This window comes from Saccharopolyspora karakumensis, from assembly GCF_004349225.1.
Lineage (GTDB): Bacteria > Actinomycetota > Actinomycetes > Mycobacteriales > Pseudonocardiaceae > Saccharopolyspora > Saccharopolyspora endophytica.
In genome coordinates, this window is sequence record NZ_SMLA01000071.1 from 1 (window position 1) to 20,314 (window position 20,314).

Here is a 20,314-nt window from a genome sequence, read left to right on the forward strand (position 1 = left end):
GCCCGGCGGGCTCGACGAACACCGCCGGCGCGACCTGCAAGCCCAGCTCGCCCGCCTGGACCTGGCCACACCCCGCGGCCCCTGGACCCGCCACGTCCTCGACACCCTGCGCCGACGCCCCGGACTGGCACCCGCCGACCTCGCCGCCGAACAACAACGCCCCGTCTCGCGGACCAAGACCGACATCTGGCGACTGCGCGAACTCGGCCTCATCGACACCACCGGCGCGGGGCTGCACCTCTCCGAGCTCGCACTGTCCTACCTGGACACCCCGTAGACCGTGCCCATCGCCTCCCGCACCTCGGCCAACGTCGCCTCCGCGCGCTCCTGGGCGCGGGCGTTGCCCCGCGCCAGCACCCCGCGCAGATACCCCGGATCGGCGGCCAGCTCGGTGCGGGCGGCCCGCAACGGCGCGAAGTGGGAGTTCACCGCCTCGGTCACCACCGACTTCAACGCCGCCGCACCACCCGAACCCACGCTCTCGGCCAGCTCGACGGGATCCTGCCCGCTGCACAACGCCCCCAGCAGCACCAGGCTCGCCACCTCCGGACGCGCCTGCGGCTCGTAGGTGATGTGGCGCTGCGCGTCGGTCTTGGCTGCCCGGATCAACCGCGCGGTCTCCGAAGCCGTGGCGCCCAGCATGATCGCGTTGCCGCGGCTCTTGCTCATCTTCACCCCGTCGGTGCCCAGCAGCAGCGGCGCCGAGCTCAGCAACGCCTCCGGCTCCGGGAACGCCCGCCCGTAGCGGTCGTTGAACCGGCGGGCGATGGTGCGCGTGAGCTCCAGGTGCGGCAGCTGATCGGAGCCCACCGGAACCAGGTTGGCCTTGCAGAACAGGATGTCGGCCGCCTGGTGCGCCGGGTAGGTGAACATCAGCCCCGACACACCCGACTGCCGCGAGTGGGCGATCTCGTCCTTGACCGTCGGGTTGCGCTGCAGCTCCGGCACCGTCACCAGGCTCAGGAACGGCAGCAGCAGCTGGTTGAGCGCGGCCACCGAGCTGTGGGTGAAGATCATCGCCTCGTCCGCGTCGATGCCGGCGGCGAGGTAGTCGGCGATCAGCCCCAGCACGTGGGAGTCGAGGTCGTCGGCGACGTCGCGATCGGTGAGCACCTGGTAGTCGGCGATCACCAGACCCAGCCGCACACCCCGCCGCTGCAGTCGGACCCGGTTGTGCAGGGTGCCGAAGTAGTGGCCCAGGTGCAGCGGCCCGGTCGGCCGGTCACCGGTGAGGATCCGGAACCGGGAGGCATCGGCGGTGATCTCGGCGTCCAGCTCGGCGCTGCGCCGCGCCGCGGGGGAGATCTCGGCTGTCGTGGTCATCGGGGTGGTCCTCTCGTGTCGGCCCGGCGCCGTCGTCCGCCGAAACCCGCACGAGCGCCACACGCGCACGAAAGAAGGGCCGTCGGTCGAACGGCCCTCGGGTGATCTGGGTGTACCGCAGTGGGTGGCCGCTCCTAGCTGGAGCGCCACCAGACGAGATGAGAACTGCCGGTCACACCACCACTATAGCCGGTCACCCTCACGGCACGGCGAAGGTCATGGTCGTCTCGGTGATCTCGAAGCCCAGCTTCCGGTAGAGCCGCTGCGCCGAATTGCCGACCGTCACCGCCAGCCCGACCCGCGCGAACTCGCCGGACACCCCCGACAGCGCGCGGCGCAGCAGCAGCCCGCCCAGGCCGGTGTAGGCCGGTGCGCGGCGGCGGAAGACGTCGCTGATCCACGCGGTTCCGGCGCGGTCGTTGGCGATCAGACCGGCCACGACGGTGCCCGTGCCGTCGGCGACCAGGGCGCTGGCCTCCAGCAGCGGGCCCAGCACCCGGCCCGACAGCAGCGGCTGGAGCAGTTCGGTGCGCAGCGTGCGGTCGTCGGCGGTGACGTGATCGGGATGGCCCGGTGGGTAGGCCTCCCGCCACGCCGGCAGCAGCGCCTCGGCGGGGCGTTCGCAGCTGGTGACCCGCAGCGGTGGTGGCGGCCGGAGCCCAGCCCACTCCTGCGGGGGCGGGTCACCGCGCAGGTCGCGGTGCATGGTGTGGGCGTGGCGGCGCAGCCTGGCTCCCGCGCGCAGCAGCCGGTGCCCGCAGGTGAGGTCGGTGACCACGTTCCACCCGGGCAGCCGCTGGTGCAGCAGTTCCAGCACGTCGGGGCCTTCGGCGGCGATGAGCCGGGCCATGCGCGGGGCCCCGGCCAGCGGTGCGTAGCGCAACGTCGTGGTCTGGCCGGTCAGCGCCACGACCTCGCCGGTACCGCTCTCGTGCAGCATTCACTGACCTCTACACGCCGCATTCGCGCCGGGCAAGCGGTTTTTCGGCGGCATGCGGGTGAAAACCCGTTGCCGGTGGCGCGGGGATGGCGCTACCGTGCACCACGCTGCTTTAGACCTTAAGGAGTTGTCGTGGTGCGGAACATCGTCATCACCGGAGGCGCCACCGGAATCGGGTACGCCATCGCCGAGAGCTTCACCCGCGCCGGAGACGCGGTGACCATCACCGGCCGCCGCCCCGGCCCGCTGACCGAGGCCGCCCACCGCCTCGGCGCCACAGCACTGCCCTTCGACGCCGCCGACCCCGGTCAGATCACCGCCGCCACCACCGAACTGCCCGGCTCCATCGACGTGCTGGTCAACAACGCCGGCGGCAACACCGACTTCGACCGCCCCGCAGCCGACGGACTCACCGCGATCGCCGAATCCTGGCAGGCCAACCTGCGTTCCAACGTGCTCACCGCCGTGCTGGTCACCACCGCCCTGACGCCCCGCCTGGCCGAGGGCGCACGCGTGATCACCATCGGCTCGATCGCCGCCGCCCGAGGGGCGGGCTCCTACGGCGCCGCCAAAGCCGCCATCGAGGCCTACACCCGCACGCTGGCCACCGAACTCGGCCCGCGCGGCATCACCGCCAACGTCATCGCCCCCGGCCTGGTCGACGACACCGAGTTCTTCCGCGGACACCTCACCGACACCCGCCGCCGCACCCTCATCGACCACACCGACACCGGCCGCGCCGGCCGACCCGACGACATCGCCGCCGTGGCCGCCTTCCTCGCCTCACCCGGCGCCGGACACCTCACCGGCCAAACCCTGCATGTCAACGGAGGCGCCCACAAAGGACACTAAGGACGGTCCTCGGCCCCGAAGCGCTCGGTGAGATCACCCAGCAACACCCGCAACAGCCCCGTCAGCTGCTCGCGCTGGGCGGCATCCAGCGAATCCAGCAACGTCTCCTCGTGGTGCAGCAGATCGTCGACGTGATCCTCGATGAGCCGGTGCCCGGTATCGGTCAGCTCGACCAGCACGCTGCGCCCGTCATCACCACCCCGGCTGCGGCGCACCAGACCGCGCTGCTCGGCCCGCGCCACGCGCTGCGAGATCGCCCCGGCGCTGACCAGCGACTGGCGGGCGATCTCACCGGCCGCCAGCCGGTAGGGCGGACCCGCGCGGCGCAACGTCGACAGCAGATCGCGAGTGGCCGCGTCCATCCCGGCCCGCGCATCGGTGCGACGGCGCTCGTCGTCGAGGAGCTTGGCGATGCGCCAGATGCGCGTGATCACCCCGATCGAGGCCACCGGCATGCCGGGCCGTTCCCGCTGCCAGGCCGCCTGGATCCGATCGACCCCGTCCTCACCGTCCGCCATGCCGCCACAGCCTAGAACCACCCCGGGGCCCGCGGGTGCGGCGGGGCACGCCATGATCAGCCCATGATCGACCCGCGACTGCGCGACCGCGTCGCCGTCATCACCGGCACCGACAACGCCCTGGGCATCGGTGCGGCCATCGCCCGAGCGCTGGCCCGCCAGCAGGTCCGGCTGCTGCTGGTCAACCCGCCCGGCAGCAGCGACCACCTCACCCCCGCGCTGCGCGCCGACGGCCACACCGCCTGCGCCATCACCGCCGACCTGGCCGACCCCGATGCTGCGGCACTCATCCACGACCAGGCCGAAGCGCAGCTGGGCCCGGTGGAGATCCTGGTCAACAACGCCGCCCACAACGACCCCGACACCTTCACCCGCGCCCGCGGCGCCCGCACCGTCACCGCCGCCAGCCTCGACGCCCACCACGCCGTCAACACCCGCGCCCCCGCACTGCTCATGGCCGAACACCACCGCCGCCACCAGCAGCGGCGCGCCGACTGGGGACGCATCATCACCATCTCCACCGACGCCGCCGACGGCGCACCCGGCGAGATCTCCTACTGGGCCACCAAGAACGCCCTCGAATCGCTGTCGCGCTCGGCCGCAGCGGAATTCGGGCCCGCCGGCATCACCGTCAACATCATCGCCCCCGGGCCCGTGCAGACCGGCTGGATCAGCCGCGACATGAACGACCGCCTCGCCGAGCACAGCCCGTTGGGCAGGATCGGGCACCCCGACGACATCGCCGACATCGCGGTGTTCCTGGCCTCCCACCAAGCCCGCTGGCTGACCGGCCAAACCCTCTACGCCGGCGGCGGCAAACGCATGACCTGACCCGCCTGGAAAGCGCGCGGGAGCGCTCACCCAGCAGCCGCACCAGCCAACACCGCCCCCATCACCCACCGGCTGCACCCGCGCTCACAGCGGACGCCCCGCCAGCGCCGAGCACGATCACGCGTTGACCGGCACCGCTCCCGCCAGCACCCCCGCGTCACCGCACTTTCCGATGACGCCAGGCACCACGCCGCGGGTGAACAACGGCCAATCGCACCCCGCGGCCACCCCACGTGTGGTGCGGATCTCGCGGGCTGAATCGGTCCCGCAACGCCCGCGCTGTGATCCCTGACCGGTGTCCCACAGCCCCGCCGCGCTGGGGATAGCATCCCCGGCAGAGCAAACACCACCCGTCGAGCAGGAGAACGAGACCTCATGACCAAAGCTCCCGTCACCGTGACCGTCACCGGTGCGGCCGGTCAGATCGGCTACGCGTTGCTGTTCCGGATCGCCTCCGGTCAGCTCATCGACGCCGAGACCCCGATCAAGCTTCGGCTGCTGGAGATCCCGCAGGCGGTCAAGGCTGCCGAGGGCACCGCGATGGAGCTCGACGACTGCGCCTTCCCGCTGCTGGAGAGCATCGACATCACCGACGACGCGCGCACCGCCTTCGACGGCACCAACGTCGCGCTGCTGGTCGGTGCCCGCCCCCGCGCCAAGGGCATGGAGCGCGGTGACCTGCTCGAGGCCAACGGCGGCATCTTCAAGCCCCAGGGCGAGGCCATCAACGCCGGCGCCGCCGACGACGTGCGTGTGCTGGTGGTCGGCAACCCGGCCAACACCAACGCGCTCATCGCCCAGGCCCACGCCCCGGACGTGCCGGCCGAGCGCTTCACCGCCATGACCCGCCTGGACCACAACCGCGCCCAGACCCAGCTCGCGCAGAAGCTGGGCGTGTCGGTCACCGACATCCGCAAGCTGACGATCTGGGGCAACCACTCCGCCACCCAGTACCCCGACCTCTTCCACGCCGAGGTCGGCGGCAAGATCGCCGCCGAGCAGGTCGAGCAGTCCTGGCTGGCCGACGAGTTCATCCCGACCGTGGCCAAGCGCGGTGCGGCCATCATCGACGCCCGCGGCGCCTCCTCGGCCGCCTCGGCCGCCAACGCCGCCATCGACCACGTCCACACCTGGGTCAACGGCACCCCCGAGGGTGACTGGACCTCCGCCGGTGTCGTCTCCGACGGCTCCTACGGCGTCCCGGAGGGCCTGATCTCGTCGTTCCCGGTCACCGCCCGCGACGGCAAGTTCGAGATCGTCCAGGGCCTGGAGATCGACGAGTTCTCCCGCGAGCGCATCGACGCCTCGGTCGCCGAGCTCACCGAGGAGCGCGACACCGTGCGCAAGCTCGGCCTCATCTGAGACCGAACCGCACAGCGGTAGCAGCTGGGGGCGTGATCCCGTTCGCCGGGACCACGCCCCCAGCGTCGTTTCCGCCAGCGAAACCCGGTTGCCCACCGCAGTGTCGAACCAGCAGGATCAGCGGGCATGACCCGCCCCGCTGAAGTCCTCGACCTGCCCGGTGCGCGGCTGCGCCGACCGACCTCCGCCGATGACGGCGCCCTGCACCTGGCGGTCACCGAATCCCTGGAGCACCTGCGCCCCTGGATGCCCTGGGCCGCCGGCGACTACACGGCCGCCGTGGCCGCGGCGTTCATCGACGAGGCCTGCGCCCGCTGGCACACCGGACGCAGCTACACCTACCTGATCGCCACCGGCGAGACCATCGCGGGCACGATCTCGCTGGAGCATCGCATCGGCGACGGCGGCCTGGAGATCGGTTACTGGCTGCACCCCGCCCACACCGGCCGCGGGCTGATCACCACCGCCGCGCGCGTCGTGACCGAGCAGGCCTTCGCGCTGCCGGGAATCGACCGCGTGGAGATCTGGCACGACGCGGCCAACACCGCCAGCCGCGGTGTCCCCGAACGTCTCGGCTTCACCTGCGTCGAGACCCACCACCCGGCGCGTTTCGCCCACGCCCCCGGCAAATCCGGCGTCGAGGTCGTCTGGCGGCTGACCCGCCCGGCCGGGTAGTGCCTCAGCCGCGCTCGCCCCGTTGGGGTTCGGTGCGCAGCGCGCGGAGCTCCTCGGTGGCGGTGTCGAGCTGGGACTCGGCGCGTTCGGCGCGTGCCCGCGCCTGGTCCCGGGCGTCCTGCAGCGCGTCCAGCCGCTGCGCGTGGGTGTCGCGCTCGGTCTGCAGCCGCTCGGCGGCCTCCTCGCGCACGCGCTCGAGCTCGGCGGCCTGCTGCTCGCGCAACGCCGCCAGCTCGGTGCGCTGACGTTCGATCTCGGCGCGCGAGGCGTCGGCGGCCCGGCGCAGCTCGGTGACCTGGTCCCGGGCCGTCTCGGCGGCCGACTCCGCGCGGGCGGCCCGCTCGGCGGCCTCGGACCGGCGGGAGTCGGCCTCGGCGATCTCCCGCCGCGCCTGCTGCTGAGCGGCCTGCACCTGCGCGGCGGCTTCGGCACGCGCGGCTTCCAGATCGGCGTGGGCGGCGGCGATGCGGTCTTCGGCGTCCTTGCGGGCCTTCGCGACGAGGTCGTCGGCTTCGCGGCGGGCCGCGGCGGTGGCGACCTCGGCCTCGTTGCGCGCCGCCTCGACATCGGTAGCGGCCTGCTCCCGCGCGCGTTCGGCCTCCGCAGTGGCCCGATCGCGCTCGGCACGCGCCTGCTCGGCCTCACCGCCGGCGGTCTCGGCGGCACCGATGGCGTCCTCGGCCGCCTCCTCGGCGGCCTGGCGGGCCTGCTCGGCGTTGCGGCGCTGCTGCTGCGCGGTGGCCAGCGCCTGCTCGGCCTGGGCGATGCGGTGCGCGGCCTCGGCCTGGGCGGCCTGGATCTGGGCCTCGGCCGCCGACGGATCGGTCAGCGTCGCCAGCTCGTCCAGCCCCGCCCGCAGGTTGCGGCCGAGCTGCTCGGACAGCAGCCGGTACTGGCGCAGCAGCTCCTCGGCCCGCAACCGGGACCCGTCGAACTCGCTGGAGCCCTCCGGTGCCGCGACGGGAGTCTGCTCGGCCACGGCCTGCAGGCGCTGACGTTGCTTCCACGCCCGCCAGCGGGTGTGTTCGGGCAGGTCGCAGTACTCCGGTGGACGTCCTGGACCGCTGGGGCGCTCCACCGCCCGCTCACACCCCGGGAAACGGCAGATGCCCTCAGCGGTCTCGCGTGTCTGCTCCGGCTGCTCGCTCACGATCAGTGACGGTACCAACGCCCCCGCCGGAGGCGATCACCGCTGGTGAGAGGACAATCCAGTCCATGGTGCAACAGCGGGAACTGCGGGCGGATTGCGCCCGGTGCGTCGGGTTGTGCTGCGTGGCGCTGCCCTACTCGGCCTCGGCGGAGTTCGCGGTGGACAAGCCCGCCGGAACACCGTGCGGGAACCTGCTGGCCGACTTCTCCTGCGGGATCCACACCCGGCTGCGCGAGAGCGGTTTCTCCGGCTGCACGGTCTTCGACTGCTTCGGCGCCGGCCAGCACCTGACCCAGGACACCTTCGGCGGCGCGTCGTGGCGGCAGGAACCCGGTACCGCCGGGCCGATGTTCGCCGCGTTCCCGGTCATGCGCGGCCTGCACGAACTGCTGTGGTACCTCACCGACGCCCTCGAGCGAACCGACACCGCGCCCCTGCACCCGGCTTTGCGGACACGGCTCGACGAGGTCACCGCCCTGACCGAGCTCGGCGCCGAGGAGCTCACCGCCGTCGATCTCAACGCCCAGCGCGCCCAGACCGGTGATCTGCTCGGCCAGGCCAGCCGACTGGCGCGCGGCGAGAATCCCGGCCCCGAACACCGCGGCGCCGATCTGATGGGCCGCTCGCTGCGCGGCGCTCACCTGCGGGCGGCCAACCTGCGGGGCGCGCTGCTCATCGCCGCCGATGCCCGCCACGCCGACCTGCGCCTGGCCGACGTGCTGGGCGCGGACCTGCGCGACACCGACCTGGGCGGCGCGAACCTCACCGGAGCCCTGTTCCTCACCCAGCCGCAGGTCTCGGCCGCGCGCGGCGACGACACCACCCGCCTGCCCGCCGGGCTGCAACGCCCGGACCACTGGAGCTGACCCACCGGGTCGATCAGGCGCGCCGTTCGGCGGGGTGATGGGGCGGTTCCGAAAGCGCCTCCCACGTCGCAGAAGTCGTGCACCAGGCGCGGCAGCAACATCCGCTGGTCCACCGTCCGCGAGGGGGCGCTGATCCTGCCGACGAACCGCACCGGTGACCGACGCCGAGGTAGTGGTGGTGTACGCCGTTGCGGCGCAGCAGCATCCCCAGGTGCAGGTCCGCCACACCCGCGCCCACGATCCCGATCCCGTCCATCGCAGTCCCCCTGGGCTCAGCTGGACAAAACCTCTTCAGCCTCCTCGCCGGTGACGGGGCGGGCAATCCGCCATCCTGCGGCCCAGGGGTTGGTCCGAACCGGTCTTCCAGCACCGGTTTCTGCTGGGAAACTGCTGGGCATGGATCAGACCGCAGCACGACGCGGCGGGGTGCACCGTCGTCGCGGCGCCGCGCGCTCCGTCGTCGTGGCGGTGGTGTGCGGGCTGATCGCGGGTGGGATCACGGCCATCGCGCAGGGGATGCCGCCGGCGTGGCTGTCGTCGCTGGCCAACTCCAGCGGGTCGTGGACGCTGCCGGCATTCCTGCTGGCCCTGCCCGCACCGACCGCGGTGTCCGGGGCGGCGTGCGGTTCCGGGGCGTTGCTGTCGATGCTGACTGGCTACGTGCTCACCGACCTGCTGCGCGGCTACCCCGCTTCCACCGGGCTGATGGTGTTCTGGTCCGCCGCGGCGCTGATCGCCGGACCGCTGCTGGGCGTGGGAGCGCAATGGCTGCGGCGGCGGGCGGGAACCCGCGCGGCGCTGGGTCTTTCGGCGCTGTGCGGGGTGCTGATCGGCGAGGCCGGGTACGGGCTGCTGGTCATCTCTCAGAGCACCTCGCCGGTGTACTGGTGGGGGCAGGGGCTCATCGGTGTGCTGCTGCTGGCCGCCGGGGCGGGCTGGAAGCTGCGCGGCGTGGGTGCGCTCGTGCAGGCGGTGCTGTTCACCGCGGCGGCGGCGATGGTGTTCGTGGTGCTCTCCACGCACGGCCCGGCGCTGATGCTGCTCGTGCCATGATCAGCGCATGATCACGATCGTCACCGGTGGTTCGCGCGGTATCGGCGCGGCCACCGCGCTGGTGCTGGCCCGCGCCGGCCACGACCTCGTCCTGGGCAGCCGCAGCGCGACCGGGCAGGCCGAGGCGGTCGCCGAGCAGGCCCGCGCCCAGGGCGTGCGGGCGGTGGCGGTGCGCGCCGATGTCACCAGCGAGTCCGATGTGGACGGGTTGTTCGCCGCGGCGGCCGAGCTGGGGCAGGTGACGGGGCTGGTCAACAACGCCGGGCTGACCGCCCACATCGCCGATCTCGCCGACACCCCCACCGGGGTCATCCGGCACGTGCTCGAGGTCAACCTGCTGGGCACGATCCTGTGCTCCCGCCGCGCCGCCCAGGTCATGTCGACCCAGCGGGGCGGTGCGGGCGGGGCGATCGTCAACGTCTCCTCCAGCGGCGCCACCCTCGGCTCCCCGCACGAGTACGTGCACTACGCCGCCGCCAAAGCCGGAGTCGACGCGCTCACCACGGGCCTGGCGAAAGAACTGGCCGGCGAGGGCATCCGCGTCAACGCCGTGGCTCCCGGACTGGTGCGCACCGGCATCCACGCCGGGGCCGGCAGGCCCGAGCGCACCGACACCGCCGTGGCCCGCGTTCCGGCCGGTCGCGCAGGCGAACCCGAGGAGATCGCCCCGGCCATCGCCTGGCTGCTCAGCGAGCAGGCGGCCTACGCCAGCGGCGCCGTGCTGCGCGTGGCCGGAGGCCTGTGATCACCGCCGGTAGAGCTCGGTGAGCAGGTCGACGACCTTGCCCGCGTGGGCGTGCCGCTCGTCGCGCCACCAGATGACCCGCACCGGGATCGGCGGGGCGTCGCGCACCGGCCGGAACACCACACCGCTGCGCCGGTACTGGGTGAGGGTGGCCTCGGAGGTGATGCCCACGACGCGCCCGCTGGAGACCGCGGTGAGCCAGTCGTCGACGTCGGCGGTGTAGTCGAACCCGGGCCGCTGGTCCTCGGGCCACAGCTGCGGGGTGGTGGATCCGGCGCGGCGGTCGATGAGCACGGTGCGTTCGGCGATGTCGCTCAACCGCACGAACCGGCGCCGCGCCCACGCGTCATCGGTGGCCATCGCGCAATAGCGGCGTTCCAGACCCACCACCACTCCGGAGAACCGGCGCCGATCGGGTTCCGAGCGCACCACGGCCACATCGCACGCGCCTTCGCCGAGTCCCGCGGTGGCCGAGTTGGTGCGCACCAGCTGCAACCGCACCTGCGGCCACGACCGCGCCCAGCGCCGCTGGAAGGCCACCGTGTGCCGGCCCATCGCCGACCAGGCATGACCCACCCGCAGACTCGCGTCCCCGGTGGTGGCCTCGCGCACCAGGTCCTCGGCTTCGGCCAGCACCCGCCGCGCGCGGGCCAGGATCCGGGTGCCCGCGGCGGTGGGGGTGACCTGGCGGCTGGTGCGGCGCAACAACCGCACGCCGAGGGCGTTCTCCAGCCCGGCCAGGGTGCGCGAGACCTGCGCCTGCGACAGGCCGAGTTCGCCGGCGGCGTCGGTGAACGTACCGGTCTCCACGATGGCGACCAGGCATCGCAGCTGCCGCAACTCCACATCCATGCGTTCAGCGTATCGGTGGCGTGGCGGATGCATTTGGCGCAACGATGCCCGACCGGGAGGGTGAGCGGCATGGCCACCACCCGCACCCCAGCACCGACCGCCCCAGCCGCTTCCTCACGCGGAGCGGGGGTGGCGTTGATGTCGGGCAGCGCGGTGTCCAACCAGACCGGCGCCGCGATCGGGTCGCTGGCCTTCGACACCATCACCCCCGCCGGTGTCGTCGCGGTCCGCCAGTGGATCGCCGCCGTGGCGCTGCTGGCCACCACCCGGCCACGCCTGCGGGAGTTCACCGCCGCGCAGTGGCGGCTGGTGATCGCCCTGGCCGGGGTCTTCGCGGTCATCAACCTCGCCCTCTACAGCGCCGTCGACCGCATCGGGCTCGGCCTGGCCGTCACCCTGGAGTTCCTCGGGCCGCTGGCGGTCGCCCTGGCCGGATCGCGTCGCCGCATGGACCTGGCCTGCGCACTGCTGGCCGCCGCCGGTGTGGCGGTGCTGATGCGCCCGCAACCCAGTGCCGACTACCTCGGCATGGGGCTGGCACTGCTGGCCGCGGTCTGCTGGGCCTGCTACATCCTGCTCAACCACGCCTTGGGACGAACGCTGCCCGGCGCGCAGGGCACCGCCACCGCCTGCGGGCTCTCCGGGCTGCTGTTCGTGCCGATCGGCATCGGGGTGCTGCTGACCCACCCGCCCACCTGGACCGCCCTGGGCTTCGCCGTCACCGCGGGCGTGCTGTCCTCGGCGGTGCCGTTCCTGTGCGACGCCCTGGCGCTGCGCCGCGTGCCCGCACCGCTGTTCGCGATCTTCATGAGCCTCAACCCGGTGCTGGCCGCCACCGCCGGCCTGATCATCCTCGGCCAGCACCTCGACCTCGGTCAGTGGGCGTCCATCGCCGCCATCGTCACCGCCAACACCACCACCGTCCTGACCCGCCGGTGAACGGCCCCCGCCACCGCGTTGAGCAGCGCTGCGATGGGTTAGCTTGGCGCACAGCCACCACGTCGCACGAACACCCGTTCAGGAGGCCCCGCTGTGCCCAGCCCGGAAGACACCCCCGCGGTGCCTCGAATCCTCGCCCGAACCGACCAGCTCGCCGCGACCGCGGGCGAGGGCGAGACCGGGGCGATCTGGAAGCTCCAGGAAGGACACCGCGACCTGGACTCCAACATCATCGCACTGGCGCCGGAGGGCACCATCGACGCGCACACCGGACCCGACCTCGACGTCCTCATCCACGTCCTGGCCGGATCCGGGCAGCTGGCCACCGACCTCGACACCCTCGAGCTGACGCCCGGCGCGCTCGTCTGGCTCCCGCGCCGATCCCGCCGGCAGTTCACCGCCGGACCCGACGGGCTGCGCTACCTCACCGTGCACCAACGCCGGCAATCGCTCGTCCTCGACGCGCCCCCGCCCCGAACCACGCCCTAGCAGCCCTTCCCACCGGCAGTGGACTGGACGGCAGCTCGAATCCGTCACCACCCGCGCCTGCTTCAGCCACGGGTTCCAAGCCCGACAAAGGGCGAAGTGCACGCACGCGCAAGATGGGGTGGTCACAGCCGCCGCTGGTCTGCACGTCCGTGCGGTGGTGACCATCCCATCGAGCTGCCCGGTTCCTCACCCCGAACGGTCTGGTGTGAGGGTGTTTCAGATTTCGACGATGGCGATGTGGTTGCCGTCGGGGTCGCTGACCATGAACAGCAGCGGAGCTCCGGGGCTGGACTCGGGTTCGGAGTCGATCTGGACACCGCCGAGGGCCCGCAGCCGCTCGTACTCGGCGTGCACGTCGGGTGTTTCGACCCCGATGCCGGAGCCGCCGGGTTCCCCGCCGCCCATCGGGGGGTTGAGGGCCAGGCGCGCGGTGGATCCGGGCGGGGCGACCTCCAGCCAGCGGTATTCGTCGTTGGGGCCGAAGCGGGTGTCACCGCGCACCTCGAAACCCAGCTTGCCGGTGTAGAACTCCAGTGCTGCGTCCTGGTCGGCGACGGTGAACATGGTGACGCCGATGTTGTTGACGGTCGTGGATGCTTGCGTGTTGGTAGCCATGCACTATGGACTACCCCCGCGCCCGGAAGTCATCGCCTCCCCGCAAGATTCTTTTCGTCACCGTGACTCAACCGAGTGGTGTTCCCGCTCCCCCGTTTTCGGGCTCTTCCCGGCTCGCCGTGGCGCGGGAGACCAGGTGCGCGGGGTCCCGGCTCAGCGACAGCGCCACGTGGTCGTAGAGCTGGGTGACCGCCGCCGAGGAGTGCCCGAGGGCGTCGCGCCGGTCTTCCAGCGCGGCCCCGTGCTGGCGGGCGATGGTGTTGAAGGTGTGCCGCATCGAATGCGGCGTGATGCGCTGCGGCATCGCGACACCGGCCTGGGCGGCCATGGCCTGCACGAGCCGGTAGATCTGGTGGCGGTTGACCCGGTGGCCGTCGCGGGTGATCACCAGCGCGTCGGTGTCGGCGTTTGGACGCTGCTCCAGGTAGGCGTCCAGCACCCCGTGCAGCGCGTGCGGGATCGGGCGGGTGCGCACCTTGCCGCCCTTCATCCGCACCGTGAGCACCCGCATCCCCTCCCGCTGGCCGAGATCGGACAGGTCGGCGTCGCACAGCTCCGACACCCGCACGCCCAGGTCGATCAGCAAGGCCATCACCAGCGCTGAGGCCTGCGCCCCGAGGGTGCGATGGCGGTAGTCGCGACTGCCGGCCAGCATCGCGCTCGCCTGCTCCGCCGAGACGCTGGCGGTCGGCGAGTGCCTGCGGTCGTAGCGCGGCCGGGCGGCGTCGCGGGCCGGGTTGGCGTCGATCGCCCCGGCGCGCACGAGGTAGGTGTAGAAGCTGGAGACCGCGGCGAGCTTGCGGGCGCGCGTGGAGGCCGCCGGCGGGCGCCCCGTGCGCGGATTGGTGGTGGCCGCCAGTTCCGCGCCGTACATCTGCACCTCGGGCAGCCGCACGCCCAGCGGGTCCAGTGCGCGCCGGGTGCACCAGTCGAGGTACTCGCGCAGGTCCCGCGAATAGGCCCCTCGGGTGTCGGCGGACTCGGAGAACGACCCCAGCCAGGAGGCGATCAGCGCGGCCAGGGTGTGTCCCGTGCGCGTGGCCGACGCGAGGAGTTCCGTTTGCGCCCGCGTCCCCACCGCATCCGGCCCGCGCCCCATCTCGATCTCCACAACCCGACCCTACCGCACATAAGCGCGATTATGCGCGCCGCTCCTCTGCCCGTTCCCCTGGTTCGCGTTACGTTTAGTTTGTGGCATAACGTTAGTAACGGAATAGGTTGATGGGCGGACGAAACCGTGCGGGAACTGCCGGGCCACGTCCCGCAGCGTTCGGGCACGCTTCATGCGGCAACGCTCGGAGTCGAGTCGGAGCCACCGGCGCTGTGATCGCCACTCGCGTCTGGACCTGGGACGGACACCGTCCCCCGCTGCCGGAGGTCTCGCACCCGCCCGTCGACGACGGAGGAAACTGGATTCATCAGTGACGTTTCTCGCCGGCGTGAACGGAGCCGGAGTCTGAGGAACATCGGAACGGAAACTGGCGCTAAGCCTTCGATGCCCGATTGCTGGTTGACGGCCTTGATCGTTTTGCTGAAGCTTCGCTGCGGTTCCGCCGCAGTGAGCGGATGCAGATCTGAAAGGCCAGTCAGTTGCCAGTTGAGTTCCTGTCCGATGAGCAGGCCGCGGCCTGCGGCCGGTTGCCCGAGCTGGTGTCGCGGGCCGAGTTGCAGCGGTTCTTCTTCCTCGACGACGTCGACCGTGGCCTGGTGGAGGCCAAGCGGCGCGAGCACAACAAGCTCGGTTTCGCGCTGCCGCTCGTGACGGTGCGCAACGTCGGCGCGTTCCTCGACGACCCGCTGGACGTGCCGGCGGAGGTGGTGGACTACCTCGCCGAGCAGCTCGGGATCACGGACTCCTCGTGCGTGAAGTCCTACGGCGAGCGGGAGAAGACCCGTTTTCGAGCACGTCTGGGAGCTGCGCCAGGCGCGAGTTCTCGGCGGTGGAGACCGAGCTGGGCGAGTGGATCGAGGCCCGCGCCTGGACCACCGGGGACGGGCCGAAGGCGCTGTTCGACGCCGCGATGGCGTGGCTGCGGGAGCGCAGTGTGCTGCTGCCGGGCGTGACCCGGCTGGTGCGGCTGGTCGCCACCCGGCGGGAGGCGGCGAACCGGCGGCTGTGGGAGACGCTGCACGATCTGCTCGACGACGAGCAGCGCACGGCGTTGGACGGGCTGCTGGAAGTGCATGAGGGGCGCCGGAACTCGCATTTGGACCGGCTTCGGCGGCCGCCGGTGCGGGTGTCGGGTCCGGCGATGGTCGACGCTCTTCAGCGGGCGTCGGAGATCCTCGGGCTGGGGTTCGCCGAGGTCGACACCGAGTTGGTGCCGCCGCGCCGGTTGGCTGAGTTGTCCCGGTACGGGGTGCAGGGCAAGGCCAGCTTGCTGCGCCGCCACGGCGATGCCCGCCGGGCGGCGACACTGCTGGCCACGGTGACCTACCTGCAGACCCCGGCGGTCGATGACGCCCTGGACCTGCTGGACGTCCTGATTGCCTCGAAGCTGCTGGCCCGCGCGGAGCGGGAGTCGGCCAAGGCGAAGCCCGCCTGGCCGACCTGCACATCTCGATCGCCGCCCTGCTGGTGAGCGAAGCGTGCAACATCGGCTGGACCCCGGTCATCAAGCCCAGCGTCCCCGTGCTGACCCGCGACCGGCTCGCCCACGTCGACGCCACCTACCTGCGAATGACACCCTCAAAGCCGCCAACACCGCGCTGATAGAGCACCAGGCCTGCATCGGACTCGCCCAGGTCTGGGGCGGTGGGCACGTGGCCAGCGTCGGCGGGATGCGGTTCGTCGTGCCAGTGCAGACCCTCAACGCCCGCCATAGCCCGCACTTCTGGGGACAACGGCGGGGCGCGACCTGGTTGAACAAGCTGGCCGACCTGCCCGATCAGAAGCTGTGGCGCATCGACACCCGCGCCGACTACGGGCCCTTCACCACCGCGGCCCGCGGTCGGGTCGACCTGGAGCGGGTGCGGCGAAACTGGGAGGACATCCTGCGGGTCACCGCATCCATCCACACCGGGCCGTCCGCGCGCACGGCGTGATCCGGATGCTGTCCCGCGACGGCCACCCCACCCCGCTCGGCGAAGCCATCGCCCACTATGGGCGCATCGAGAAGACCCTGCACGTGCTGCGGCTAGTCGACGACATCAGCTACCGCCGCGACATCAAAGCCCAGGCCAACCTCCAGGAAGGCCGCCACGCCCTCGCGCGGCGGATCTTCCACGGACAACGCGGCGAACTCCGCCAGCGCTACTACGAAGGCATGGAAGACCAGCTCGGCGCCCTGGGCCTCGTGCTCAACGCGATCGTGCTGTTCACCAGCCGCTACCTCAACGCCGCCATCACCGAACTCCACGCCGGGGCTACGAAGTACGCGACGAAAACGCCGCTCGGCTCTCACCGTTCGTGCGCCACCACATCAACATGCTCGGCCGCTACTCCTTCCTCACCCCAGAACTGGCCGGCGGAATGCGCCCGCTGCGCAATCCGTCCGAGCCGGACGAGGAGGAGATCGCCTGACCACACCAGTGTGTCCCCGGATGGGTTCCGGGGACACACTGGTCCGTACTGCGTCACCCTGCCGACGTACTGCTTGGCGGATGCGGCGGCTCGACGGGTGGCGGTGCCAGCCCTTCGGCGCCGAGCCTGGGTGCGGCCCGACCTTGCGGGTGCACTCGGCCGCTACAGCTTCCGGTTCCACGCCTCACCGTCTGCGCCAGATGTCTCAGGTGGTCAGGCCTGCGCTGGTCAGCCAGATGTGTTCGCAGGTCGCGGATGCCTTCTGCAACTTCTCGCGGGACTCTTGTGAGGCGTGGTAGAAGGTCCGTTCGATCATCCAGCACAGGACGCGTGCCATCGCTGACGCTTGTTCTGGTTCGGTGCCGGCCTGAACGCCGGCTCGTTCCAGGACAGCGGTGATGGCCGCGATGAACAAGTCAGCTGTATGGCTCCACAGCTCGCCGATCTCCGGCACGGTCAACGACAGGTCGATCGCCGTGCGCATGACCAGGCCGTGCTCGTTCCACAGTTCGACCGTGCGCTGCATGGCTACCGCGATGGCCCGGCGCGGCTCGTCGTTCTCCGCGGTGGCCCGGGACCGCTCCCACAGATGCTCGACGGTGCGGGCCACGAGTGCCGTGACCACTTCTTGCTTGGAGCCGAAGTAGAAGTACAGGGCGCCGCGTGTGATGCCGGCGCCCTGGGCGATGTCGCCGACGGTCATGGCGTCGTAGCCCTTGTGCTCCAGCAGGGTTTCGCAGGTGTCCAGAATGGCCCGTTCCCGGACATCGCCCTTGCGTTCGGTCGTGCGCCTGCTCCGCGCGGGGTGGTGGCCGGGCATCAGAGCTGAGTGCCCTCCGCGAAGTCGGTCGTCCGGGAGAGCGTCTCCCAGGCGCGGATGTCCTCGTCGACGGCCGTGCGCGCGGCAGTGACCAGTCGCAGCGCGTCCGAGCCCAGGACGAGGTGAGCCGGCGGCTGGTCGACCGAGGTGATGTGCACGACGGCGTCCCCGGCCTTGGCCGGATTGCCCAGCTGGTTGCCGCTCGCCTTTTGCCGTGCCTCACGGATGGGGGTGAACAGCTCGTCGTAGTCGTCGATGGACTGCGCGGCGCGTGTCATGGACCGTCCGGCCCAGTCGGTGCGGAAGGAACCGGGCTCGATCGCCGTCACGTGGATCCCGAACTGTGCGACCTCCTTGCCCATTGCCTCAAGGATGCCTTCCAGGGCGAACTTGCTGCCGCAGTAGGCGGACATGCCGGGCACGGCCATGAGCCCACCCATTGAGGTGACGGCCATCAGGTGTCCGCGGCGGCGCTGGCGCATGTGGGGTAGGGCTGCCTGCAGGGTGGCCACTGTCCCGAATACGTTGACCTCGAACTGCCGCCGCACGTCGGCCAGCGGGGTTTCTTCGAAGGTGCCCTCCAGCCCGTAGCCGGCGTTGGCGACCACGACATCCAACGGGCCGACGCTCTGCTCCACCTCCGCGACCACATTCGATACGGCGTCGCCGTCGGTCACATCCAGGATGCGGCCGTGAGCGTAGCCGGGCTCAAGCCCTTCGAAGGCCCGCAGGTCCTCCTCCGTGCGGACCGTCCCGACGACGGTGTGCCCGGCGGCCAAGGCGCTTTGGGCGAGGGCGCGCCCGAGGCCCGTACTGACGCCGGTGATGAGCCACTTCTGCTTCTGCATTGCTCCTCCAGAGACGACTCGAAAGGAGCTGGATTACTCCCTCATCTTAAACTCTACACAACGTCGATTTTTACCATCGCCATGCAGATTATGACAGTCATCACCGGCGGCTGCTGCCGGGGGCGAGCAGGCTGGTTACCTCGGCGATCGCCTCGGCCGACGGCTTGAAGTAGCGGCGGAGGTTCTCCGGCTTCTTGTGCCGGGACTTCGCCATCAACAGCAGCAGTGACGCGCCCTGCTCGCCGAGGTGGGTCAGCGCCGAGTGCCGGAACTCGTGCAGGTCCCACCCGGACGCGGGCTTAGCGCCAGTTTCCGTTCCGATGTTCCTCAAGCCCGGAGCCGGCAAAATCCAGCTCGTCGACGCGATCACGACCCCGCCGGGATTCAGCCCCCAAGGCGATCAACGATCATTCCGCTTCGCCACCGACTCCCCGTCCCGCTTGGCCCCGCGGGCGCGCGCATCAGCGAGAGCGACGACGGCACCACGGCCCCGGCCCGACCCGCCCGGCTGCCGTGGGGAACTCACACGCCGCTCGGCTTGGAAGGCGCGCGCGGAACTTCCGCTGCGAAGAAGTCAGCTCCTCATCGCGAAGAGCTTTTCCGGCCGCGGGTTCTGGCCGAGTGAGCATTGAGACACCGCGCGCAGCAATTGATAAGCAGCCTGTATTTCACTCGGATGCGTGGTTCATGTCACGATCACTGCCCATTCCGCTGCGAAAATCCGCAGAAAATTCAACGAAGGGCAACCGACGTGTGCTCCCTGTGTGATTCCTCGACCGGGTTGACCACCTCCGACGAAGGCCACGGTGCGATCAACCGCCGATCGGTCCTCGGTGGACTCGGGAGCGCAGCGGCACTGGTCGGGTTGTCCGCGTGCACTTCACCGGGCGAGGTCCGCGACGCGGCGGCGACGGGCCCTGACCAGGCGATCGGTGACGCCAAGCTCGGGTTGGCCCTGCTCGGAACGCAGGCCGGACCGCCGGTGGTGGCCGACCGCGCGGGTATCTCTTCGGCCTTGGTCGTCGACGGGCACGTCTACGTCGTCGACTGCGGACGTGCCGCCACGACGCAGTACCTGCGCGCGGGTTTGCAGTTCCGGAACCTCAACTCCCTCTTCCTCACCCACCTGCACGCCGATCACCTCGCCGACTACTACAACTTCTTCCTGCTCGCCGGGCACATCCCCAACCCCAGAGGCGACAACCTCCCCGGGCCGATCGACGTCTACGGTCCCGGCCCGGCCGGCGGGCTGCCTCCCAAGTTCGGCGGTGGCCGAGCACCGACGGTCCATCCCGAAGCGCCGACCCCGGGCACGCGCGAGATGACCGAACGCTTGCACGCCGCCTACTCCTACAGCGACAACATCTTCCTGCGCGACATGAACATCCGGGACGTCCGGACGTTGTCGAAGGTGCACGAGATCGAGGTGCCGGAGGTCGGCGCGAACTTCCGCAACACCGCGCCGCCGATGCCTCCGTTCGAGGTGATGCGGGACGAGCGGGTTCGCGTCACCGCCACGCTGGTCCCGCACGGGCCGGTGTTTCCCGCCTTCGCGTTCCGCTTCGACACCGAGCACGGGTCGGTGACCTTCTCCGGGGACACGGCCAAGACGCCCAACCTGATCGAGCTGGCCAAGGACACCGACATCCTGGTGCACGAGGCGATCGGCGTGCAGGGCGCCGACATCCCGCCCGCCGTGCTGGACCACATGCTCCAGTCGCACGTCGAAGTGCAGGAGACCGGCCACGTCGCCCAGGCCGCCAACGCGCGCAGACTCGTCCTGTCGCACATCTCGGATCTCGCGCAGAACCCGATCGACGAGAACGCTTGGAAGAACTGGGCGCAGCAGGGCTACGACGGGCAGGTCGTGGTGGGGCGGGACCTGCAGACCTTCGTGCTCGCCTGACCGGGAA

The 20,314-nt window shown here is 71.1% G+C and carries 22 protein-coding genes and 2 pseudogenes; 14 read left to right on the plus strand and 10 right to left on the minus strand.

The genetic code is table 11. The annotated features are described in order from the left end of the window. Positions 1 to 277 (plus strand): annotated as a pseudogene (locus tag E1202_RS31625) (hypothetical protein); the annotation flags it as partial. Here the strand turns inward: E1202_RS31625 and trpS are convergent. After that, on the minus strand, positions 259 to 1,323 hold the full coding sequence (gene trpS, locus E1202_RS28115; protein WP_132686353.1) for a tryptophan--tRNA ligase: 1,065 nt from the start codon (positions 1,321 to 1,323) through the stop codon (positions 259 to 261). The pseudogene E1202_RS31625 and the gene trpS overlap by 19 nt on opposite strands. 199 nt (positions 1,324 to 1,522) lie before the next feature. After that, positions 1,523 to 2,263: a GNAT family N-acetyltransferase gene (locus E1202_RS28120; protein WP_132686354.1), complete on the minus strand. Its 741-nt coding sequence runs from the start codon at positions 2,261 to 2,263 to the stop codon at positions 1,523 to 1,525. A gap of 132 nt (positions 2,264 to 2,395) precedes the next feature. Here E1202_RS28120 and E1202_RS28125 point away from each other — a divergent pair, with 132 nt between their 5' ends. After that, positions 2,396 to 3,115 (plus strand): SDR family NAD(P)-dependent oxidoreductase, encoded by a 720-nt coding sequence (locus E1202_RS28125; protein ID WP_235879071.1) that lies wholly within the window; start codon positions 2,396 to 2,398, stop codon positions 3,113 to 3,115. On the opposite strand, the gene E1202_RS28130 is transcribed toward E1202_RS28125, so the two are convergent. Beyond that, positions 3,112 to 3,633 carry a MarR family winged helix-turn-helix transcriptional regulator gene (locus E1202_RS28130; protein WP_132686355.1) on the minus strand — a complete coding sequence of 174 codons (522 nt, stop codon included), beginning with the start codon at positions 3,631 to 3,633 and terminating at the stop codon, positions 3,112 to 3,114. The two genes, E1202_RS28125 and E1202_RS28130, sit on opposite strands and share 4 nt — an antisense overlap. A 63-nt stretch (positions 3,634 to 3,696) precedes the next feature. Between E1202_RS28130 and E1202_RS28135 the strand changes: the two genes are divergently transcribed. From E1202_RS28135 to E1202_RS28145, 3 genes are all read left to right on the plus strand, one after another. Next, complete coding sequence (locus E1202_RS28135) at positions 3,697 to 4,464, plus strand: SDR family oxidoreductase (RefSeq protein ID WP_132686356.1); 768 nt, start codon at positions 3,697 to 3,699, stop codon at positions 4,462 to 4,464. A gap of 375 nt (positions 4,465 to 4,839) precedes the next feature. Continuing rightward, positions 4,840 to 5,826, plus strand: coding sequence for a malate dehydrogenase (locus E1202_RS28140; protein ID WP_132686357.1), 987 nt, complete (start codon positions 4,840 to 4,842; stop codon positions 5,824 to 5,826). Between the two features lie 126 nt (positions 5,827 to 5,952). After that, positions 5,953 to 6,501, plus strand: a complete 549-nt coding sequence (locus E1202_RS28145) for a GNAT family N-acetyltransferase (protein WP_132686358.1) — start codon at positions 5,953 to 5,955, stop codon at positions 6,499 to 6,501. 4 nt (positions 6,502 to 6,505) lie between these two features. On the opposite strand, the gene E1202_RS28150 is transcribed toward E1202_RS28145, so the two are convergent. Then, on the minus strand, positions 6,506 to 7,651 hold the full coding sequence (locus tag E1202_RS28150) for a coiled-coil domain-containing protein (protein ID WP_207918958.1): 1,146 nt from the start codon (positions 7,649 to 7,651) through the stop codon (positions 6,506 to 6,508). Between the two features lie 65 nt (positions 7,652 to 7,716). On the opposite strand from E1202_RS28150, the gene E1202_RS28155 reads away from it, so the two are divergent. From E1202_RS28155 to E1202_RS28165, 3 genes are all read left to right on the plus strand, one after another. Then, a complete protein-coding gene (locus tag E1202_RS28155; protein WP_132686359.1) occupies positions 7,717 to 8,517 on the plus strand; it encodes a pentapeptide repeat-containing protein in 801 nt (266 codons plus the stop codon). A gap of 396 nt (positions 8,518 to 8,913) precedes the next feature. Next, entirely contained in the window at positions 8,914 to 9,570 is a 657-nt protein-coding gene (locus E1202_RS28160; protein ID WP_132686360.1) for a DUF6518 family protein, read from the plus strand. 7 nt (positions 9,571 to 9,577) lie between these two features. Then, positions 9,578 to 10,315: an SDR family oxidoreductase gene (locus tag E1202_RS28165; protein ID WP_132686361.1), complete on the plus strand. Its 738-nt coding sequence runs from the start codon at positions 9,578 to 9,580 to the stop codon at positions 10,313 to 10,315. Here E1202_RS28165 and E1202_RS28170 read toward each other — a convergent pair whose 3' ends face one another. Further along, complete coding sequence (locus E1202_RS28170) at positions 10,316 to 11,167, minus strand: LysR family transcriptional regulator (RefSeq protein WP_132686362.1); 852 nt, start codon at positions 11,165 to 11,167, stop codon at positions 10,316 to 10,318. A 138-nt stretch (positions 11,168 to 11,305) separates the two neighbouring features. On the opposite strand from E1202_RS28170, the gene E1202_RS28175 reads away from it, so the two are divergent. Together E1202_RS28175 and E1202_RS28180 are read left to right on the plus strand one after the other, a co-directional pair. Then, complete coding sequence (locus E1202_RS28175) at positions 11,306 to 12,106, plus strand: EamA family transporter (RefSeq protein ID WP_207918961.1); 801 nt, start codon at positions 11,306 to 11,308, stop codon at positions 12,104 to 12,106. A 93-nt stretch (positions 12,107 to 12,199) separates the two neighbouring features. Next, a complete protein-coding gene (locus E1202_RS28180; RefSeq protein ID WP_132686364.1) occupies positions 12,200 to 12,595 on the plus strand; it encodes a cupin domain-containing protein in 396 nt (131 codons plus the stop codon). Positions 12,596 to 12,811: 216 nt separating this feature from the next. Here the strand turns inward: E1202_RS28180 and E1202_RS28185 are convergent, their stop codons facing one another. After that, complete coding sequence (locus tag E1202_RS28185) at positions 12,812 to 13,210, minus strand: VOC family protein (RefSeq protein WP_132686365.1); 399 nt, start codon at positions 13,208 to 13,210, stop codon at positions 12,812 to 12,814. Between the two features lie 67 nt (positions 13,211 to 13,277). Then, positions 13,278 to 14,321, minus strand: coding sequence for a tyrosine-type recombinase/integrase (locus E1202_RS28190; protein ID WP_235879072.1), 1,044 nt, complete (start codon positions 14,319 to 14,321; stop codon positions 13,278 to 13,280). 479 nt (positions 14,322 to 14,800) lie between these two features. Here E1202_RS28190 and E1202_RS33055 point away from each other — a divergent pair, with 479 nt between their 5' ends. The 3 genes and pseudogenes from E1202_RS33055 to E1202_RS33065 form a co-directional block, all read left to right on the plus strand. Then, positions 14,801 to 15,274, plus strand: a complete 474-nt coding sequence (locus tag E1202_RS33055; RefSeq protein ID WP_408007529.1) for a DUF4158 domain-containing protein — start codon at positions 14,801 to 14,803, stop codon at positions 15,272 to 15,274. Beyond that, positions 15,175 to 15,792 (plus strand): DUF4158 domain-containing protein, encoded by a 618-nt coding sequence (locus E1202_RS33060; RefSeq protein WP_408007535.1) that lies wholly within the window; start codon positions 15,175 to 15,177, stop codon positions 15,790 to 15,792. Before E1202_RS33055 ends, E1202_RS33060 begins: the two co-directional genes overlap by 100 nt. After that, positions 15,789 to 16,524: pseudogene (locus E1202_RS33065) on the plus strand (Tn3 family transposase); the annotation flags it as partial. The gene E1202_RS33060 and the pseudogene E1202_RS33065, both read left to right, overlap by 4 nt. Positions 16,525 to 16,938: 414 nt before the next feature. On the opposite strand, the gene E1202_RS28200 reads toward E1202_RS33065, so the two are convergent. The 3 genes from E1202_RS28200 to E1202_RS28210 all read right to left on the minus strand — a co-directional run bounded on the left by E1202_RS28200 (position 16,939) and on the right by E1202_RS28210 (position 18,732). Continuing rightward, positions 16,939 to 17,553 (minus strand): TetR/AcrR family transcriptional regulator, encoded by a 615-nt coding sequence (locus E1202_RS28200; protein ID WP_132686366.1) that lies wholly within the window; start codon positions 17,551 to 17,553, stop codon positions 16,939 to 16,941. After that, positions 17,553 to 18,401, minus strand: coding sequence for an oxidoreductase (locus E1202_RS28205; RefSeq protein WP_132686367.1), 849 nt, complete (start codon positions 18,399 to 18,401; stop codon positions 17,553 to 17,555). The genes E1202_RS28200 and E1202_RS28205 overlap by 1 nt, the downstream gene beginning before the upstream one ends. A 100-nt stretch (positions 18,402 to 18,501) precedes the next feature. After that, positions 18,502 to 18,732: a hypothetical protein gene (locus E1202_RS28210; RefSeq protein ID WP_235879073.1), complete on the minus strand. Its 231-nt coding sequence runs from the start codon at positions 18,730 to 18,732 to the stop codon at positions 18,502 to 18,504. Positions 18,733 to 19,182: 450 nt separating this feature from the next. On the opposite strand from E1202_RS28210, the gene E1202_RS28215 reads away from it, so the two are divergent. Beyond that, positions 19,183 to 20,307, plus strand: a complete 1,125-nt coding sequence (locus E1202_RS28215; protein ID WP_207918959.1) for an MBL fold metallo-hydrolase — start codon at positions 19,183 to 19,185, stop codon at positions 20,305 to 20,307. Positions 20,308 to 20,314: the final 7 nt, after the last annotated feature.

Excerpts from the sequence above, each read along its gene's own strand:
- trpS (WP_132686353.1), bottom strand. The coding sequence starts at position 1,323 with ATGACCACGACAGCCGAGATCTCCCCCGCGGCGCGGCGCAGCGCCGAG.
- E1202_RS28120 (WP_132686354.1), bottom strand. The coding sequence starts at position 2,263 with ATGCTGCACGAGAGCGGTACCGGCGAGGTCGTGGCGCTGACCGGCCAG.
- E1202_RS28130 (WP_132686355.1), bottom strand. The coding sequence starts at position 3,633 with ATGGCGGACGGTGAGGACGGGGTCGATCGGATCCAGGCGGCCTGGCAG.
- E1202_RS28135 (WP_132686356.1), top strand. The coding sequence starts at position 3,697 with ATGATCGACCCGCGACTGCGCGACCGCGTCGCCGTCATCACCGGCACC.
- E1202_RS28140 (WP_132686357.1), top strand. The coding sequence starts at position 4,840 with ATGACCAAAGCTCCCGTCACCGTGACCGTCACCGGTGCGGCCGGTCAG.
- E1202_RS28145 (WP_132686358.1), top strand. The coding sequence starts at position 5,953 with ATGACCCGCCCCGCTGAAGTCCTCGACCTGCCCGGTGCGCGGCTGCGC.
- E1202_RS28155 (WP_132686359.1), top strand. The coding sequence starts at position 7,717 with ATGGTGCAACAGCGGGAACTGCGGGCGGATTGCGCCCGGTGCGTCGGG.
- E1202_RS28160 (WP_132686360.1), top strand. The coding sequence starts at position 8,914 with ATGGATCAGACCGCAGCACGACGCGGCGGGGTGCACCGTCGTCGCGGC.
- E1202_RS28165 (WP_132686361.1), top strand. The coding sequence starts at position 9,578 with ATGATCACGATCGTCACCGGTGGTTCGCGCGGTATCGGCGCGGCCACC.
- E1202_RS28170 (WP_132686362.1), bottom strand. The coding sequence starts at position 11,167 with ATGGATGTGGAGTTGCGGCAGCTGCGATGCCTGGTCGCCATCGTGGAG.
- E1202_RS28175 (WP_207918961.1), top strand. The coding sequence starts at position 11,306 with ATGTCGGGCAGCGCGGTGTCCAACCAGACCGGCGCCGCGATCGGGTCG.
- E1202_RS28185 (WP_132686365.1), bottom strand. The coding sequence starts at position 13,210 with ATGGCTACCAACACGCAAGCATCCACGACCGTCAACAACATCGGCGTC.
- E1202_RS28200 (WP_132686366.1), bottom strand. The coding sequence starts at position 17,553 with ATGCCCGGCCACCACCCCGCGCGGAGCAGGCGCACGACCGAACGCAAG.
- E1202_RS28205 (WP_132686367.1), bottom strand. The coding sequence starts at position 18,401 with ATGCAGAAGCAGAAGTGGCTCATCACCGGCGTCAGTACGGGCCTCGGG.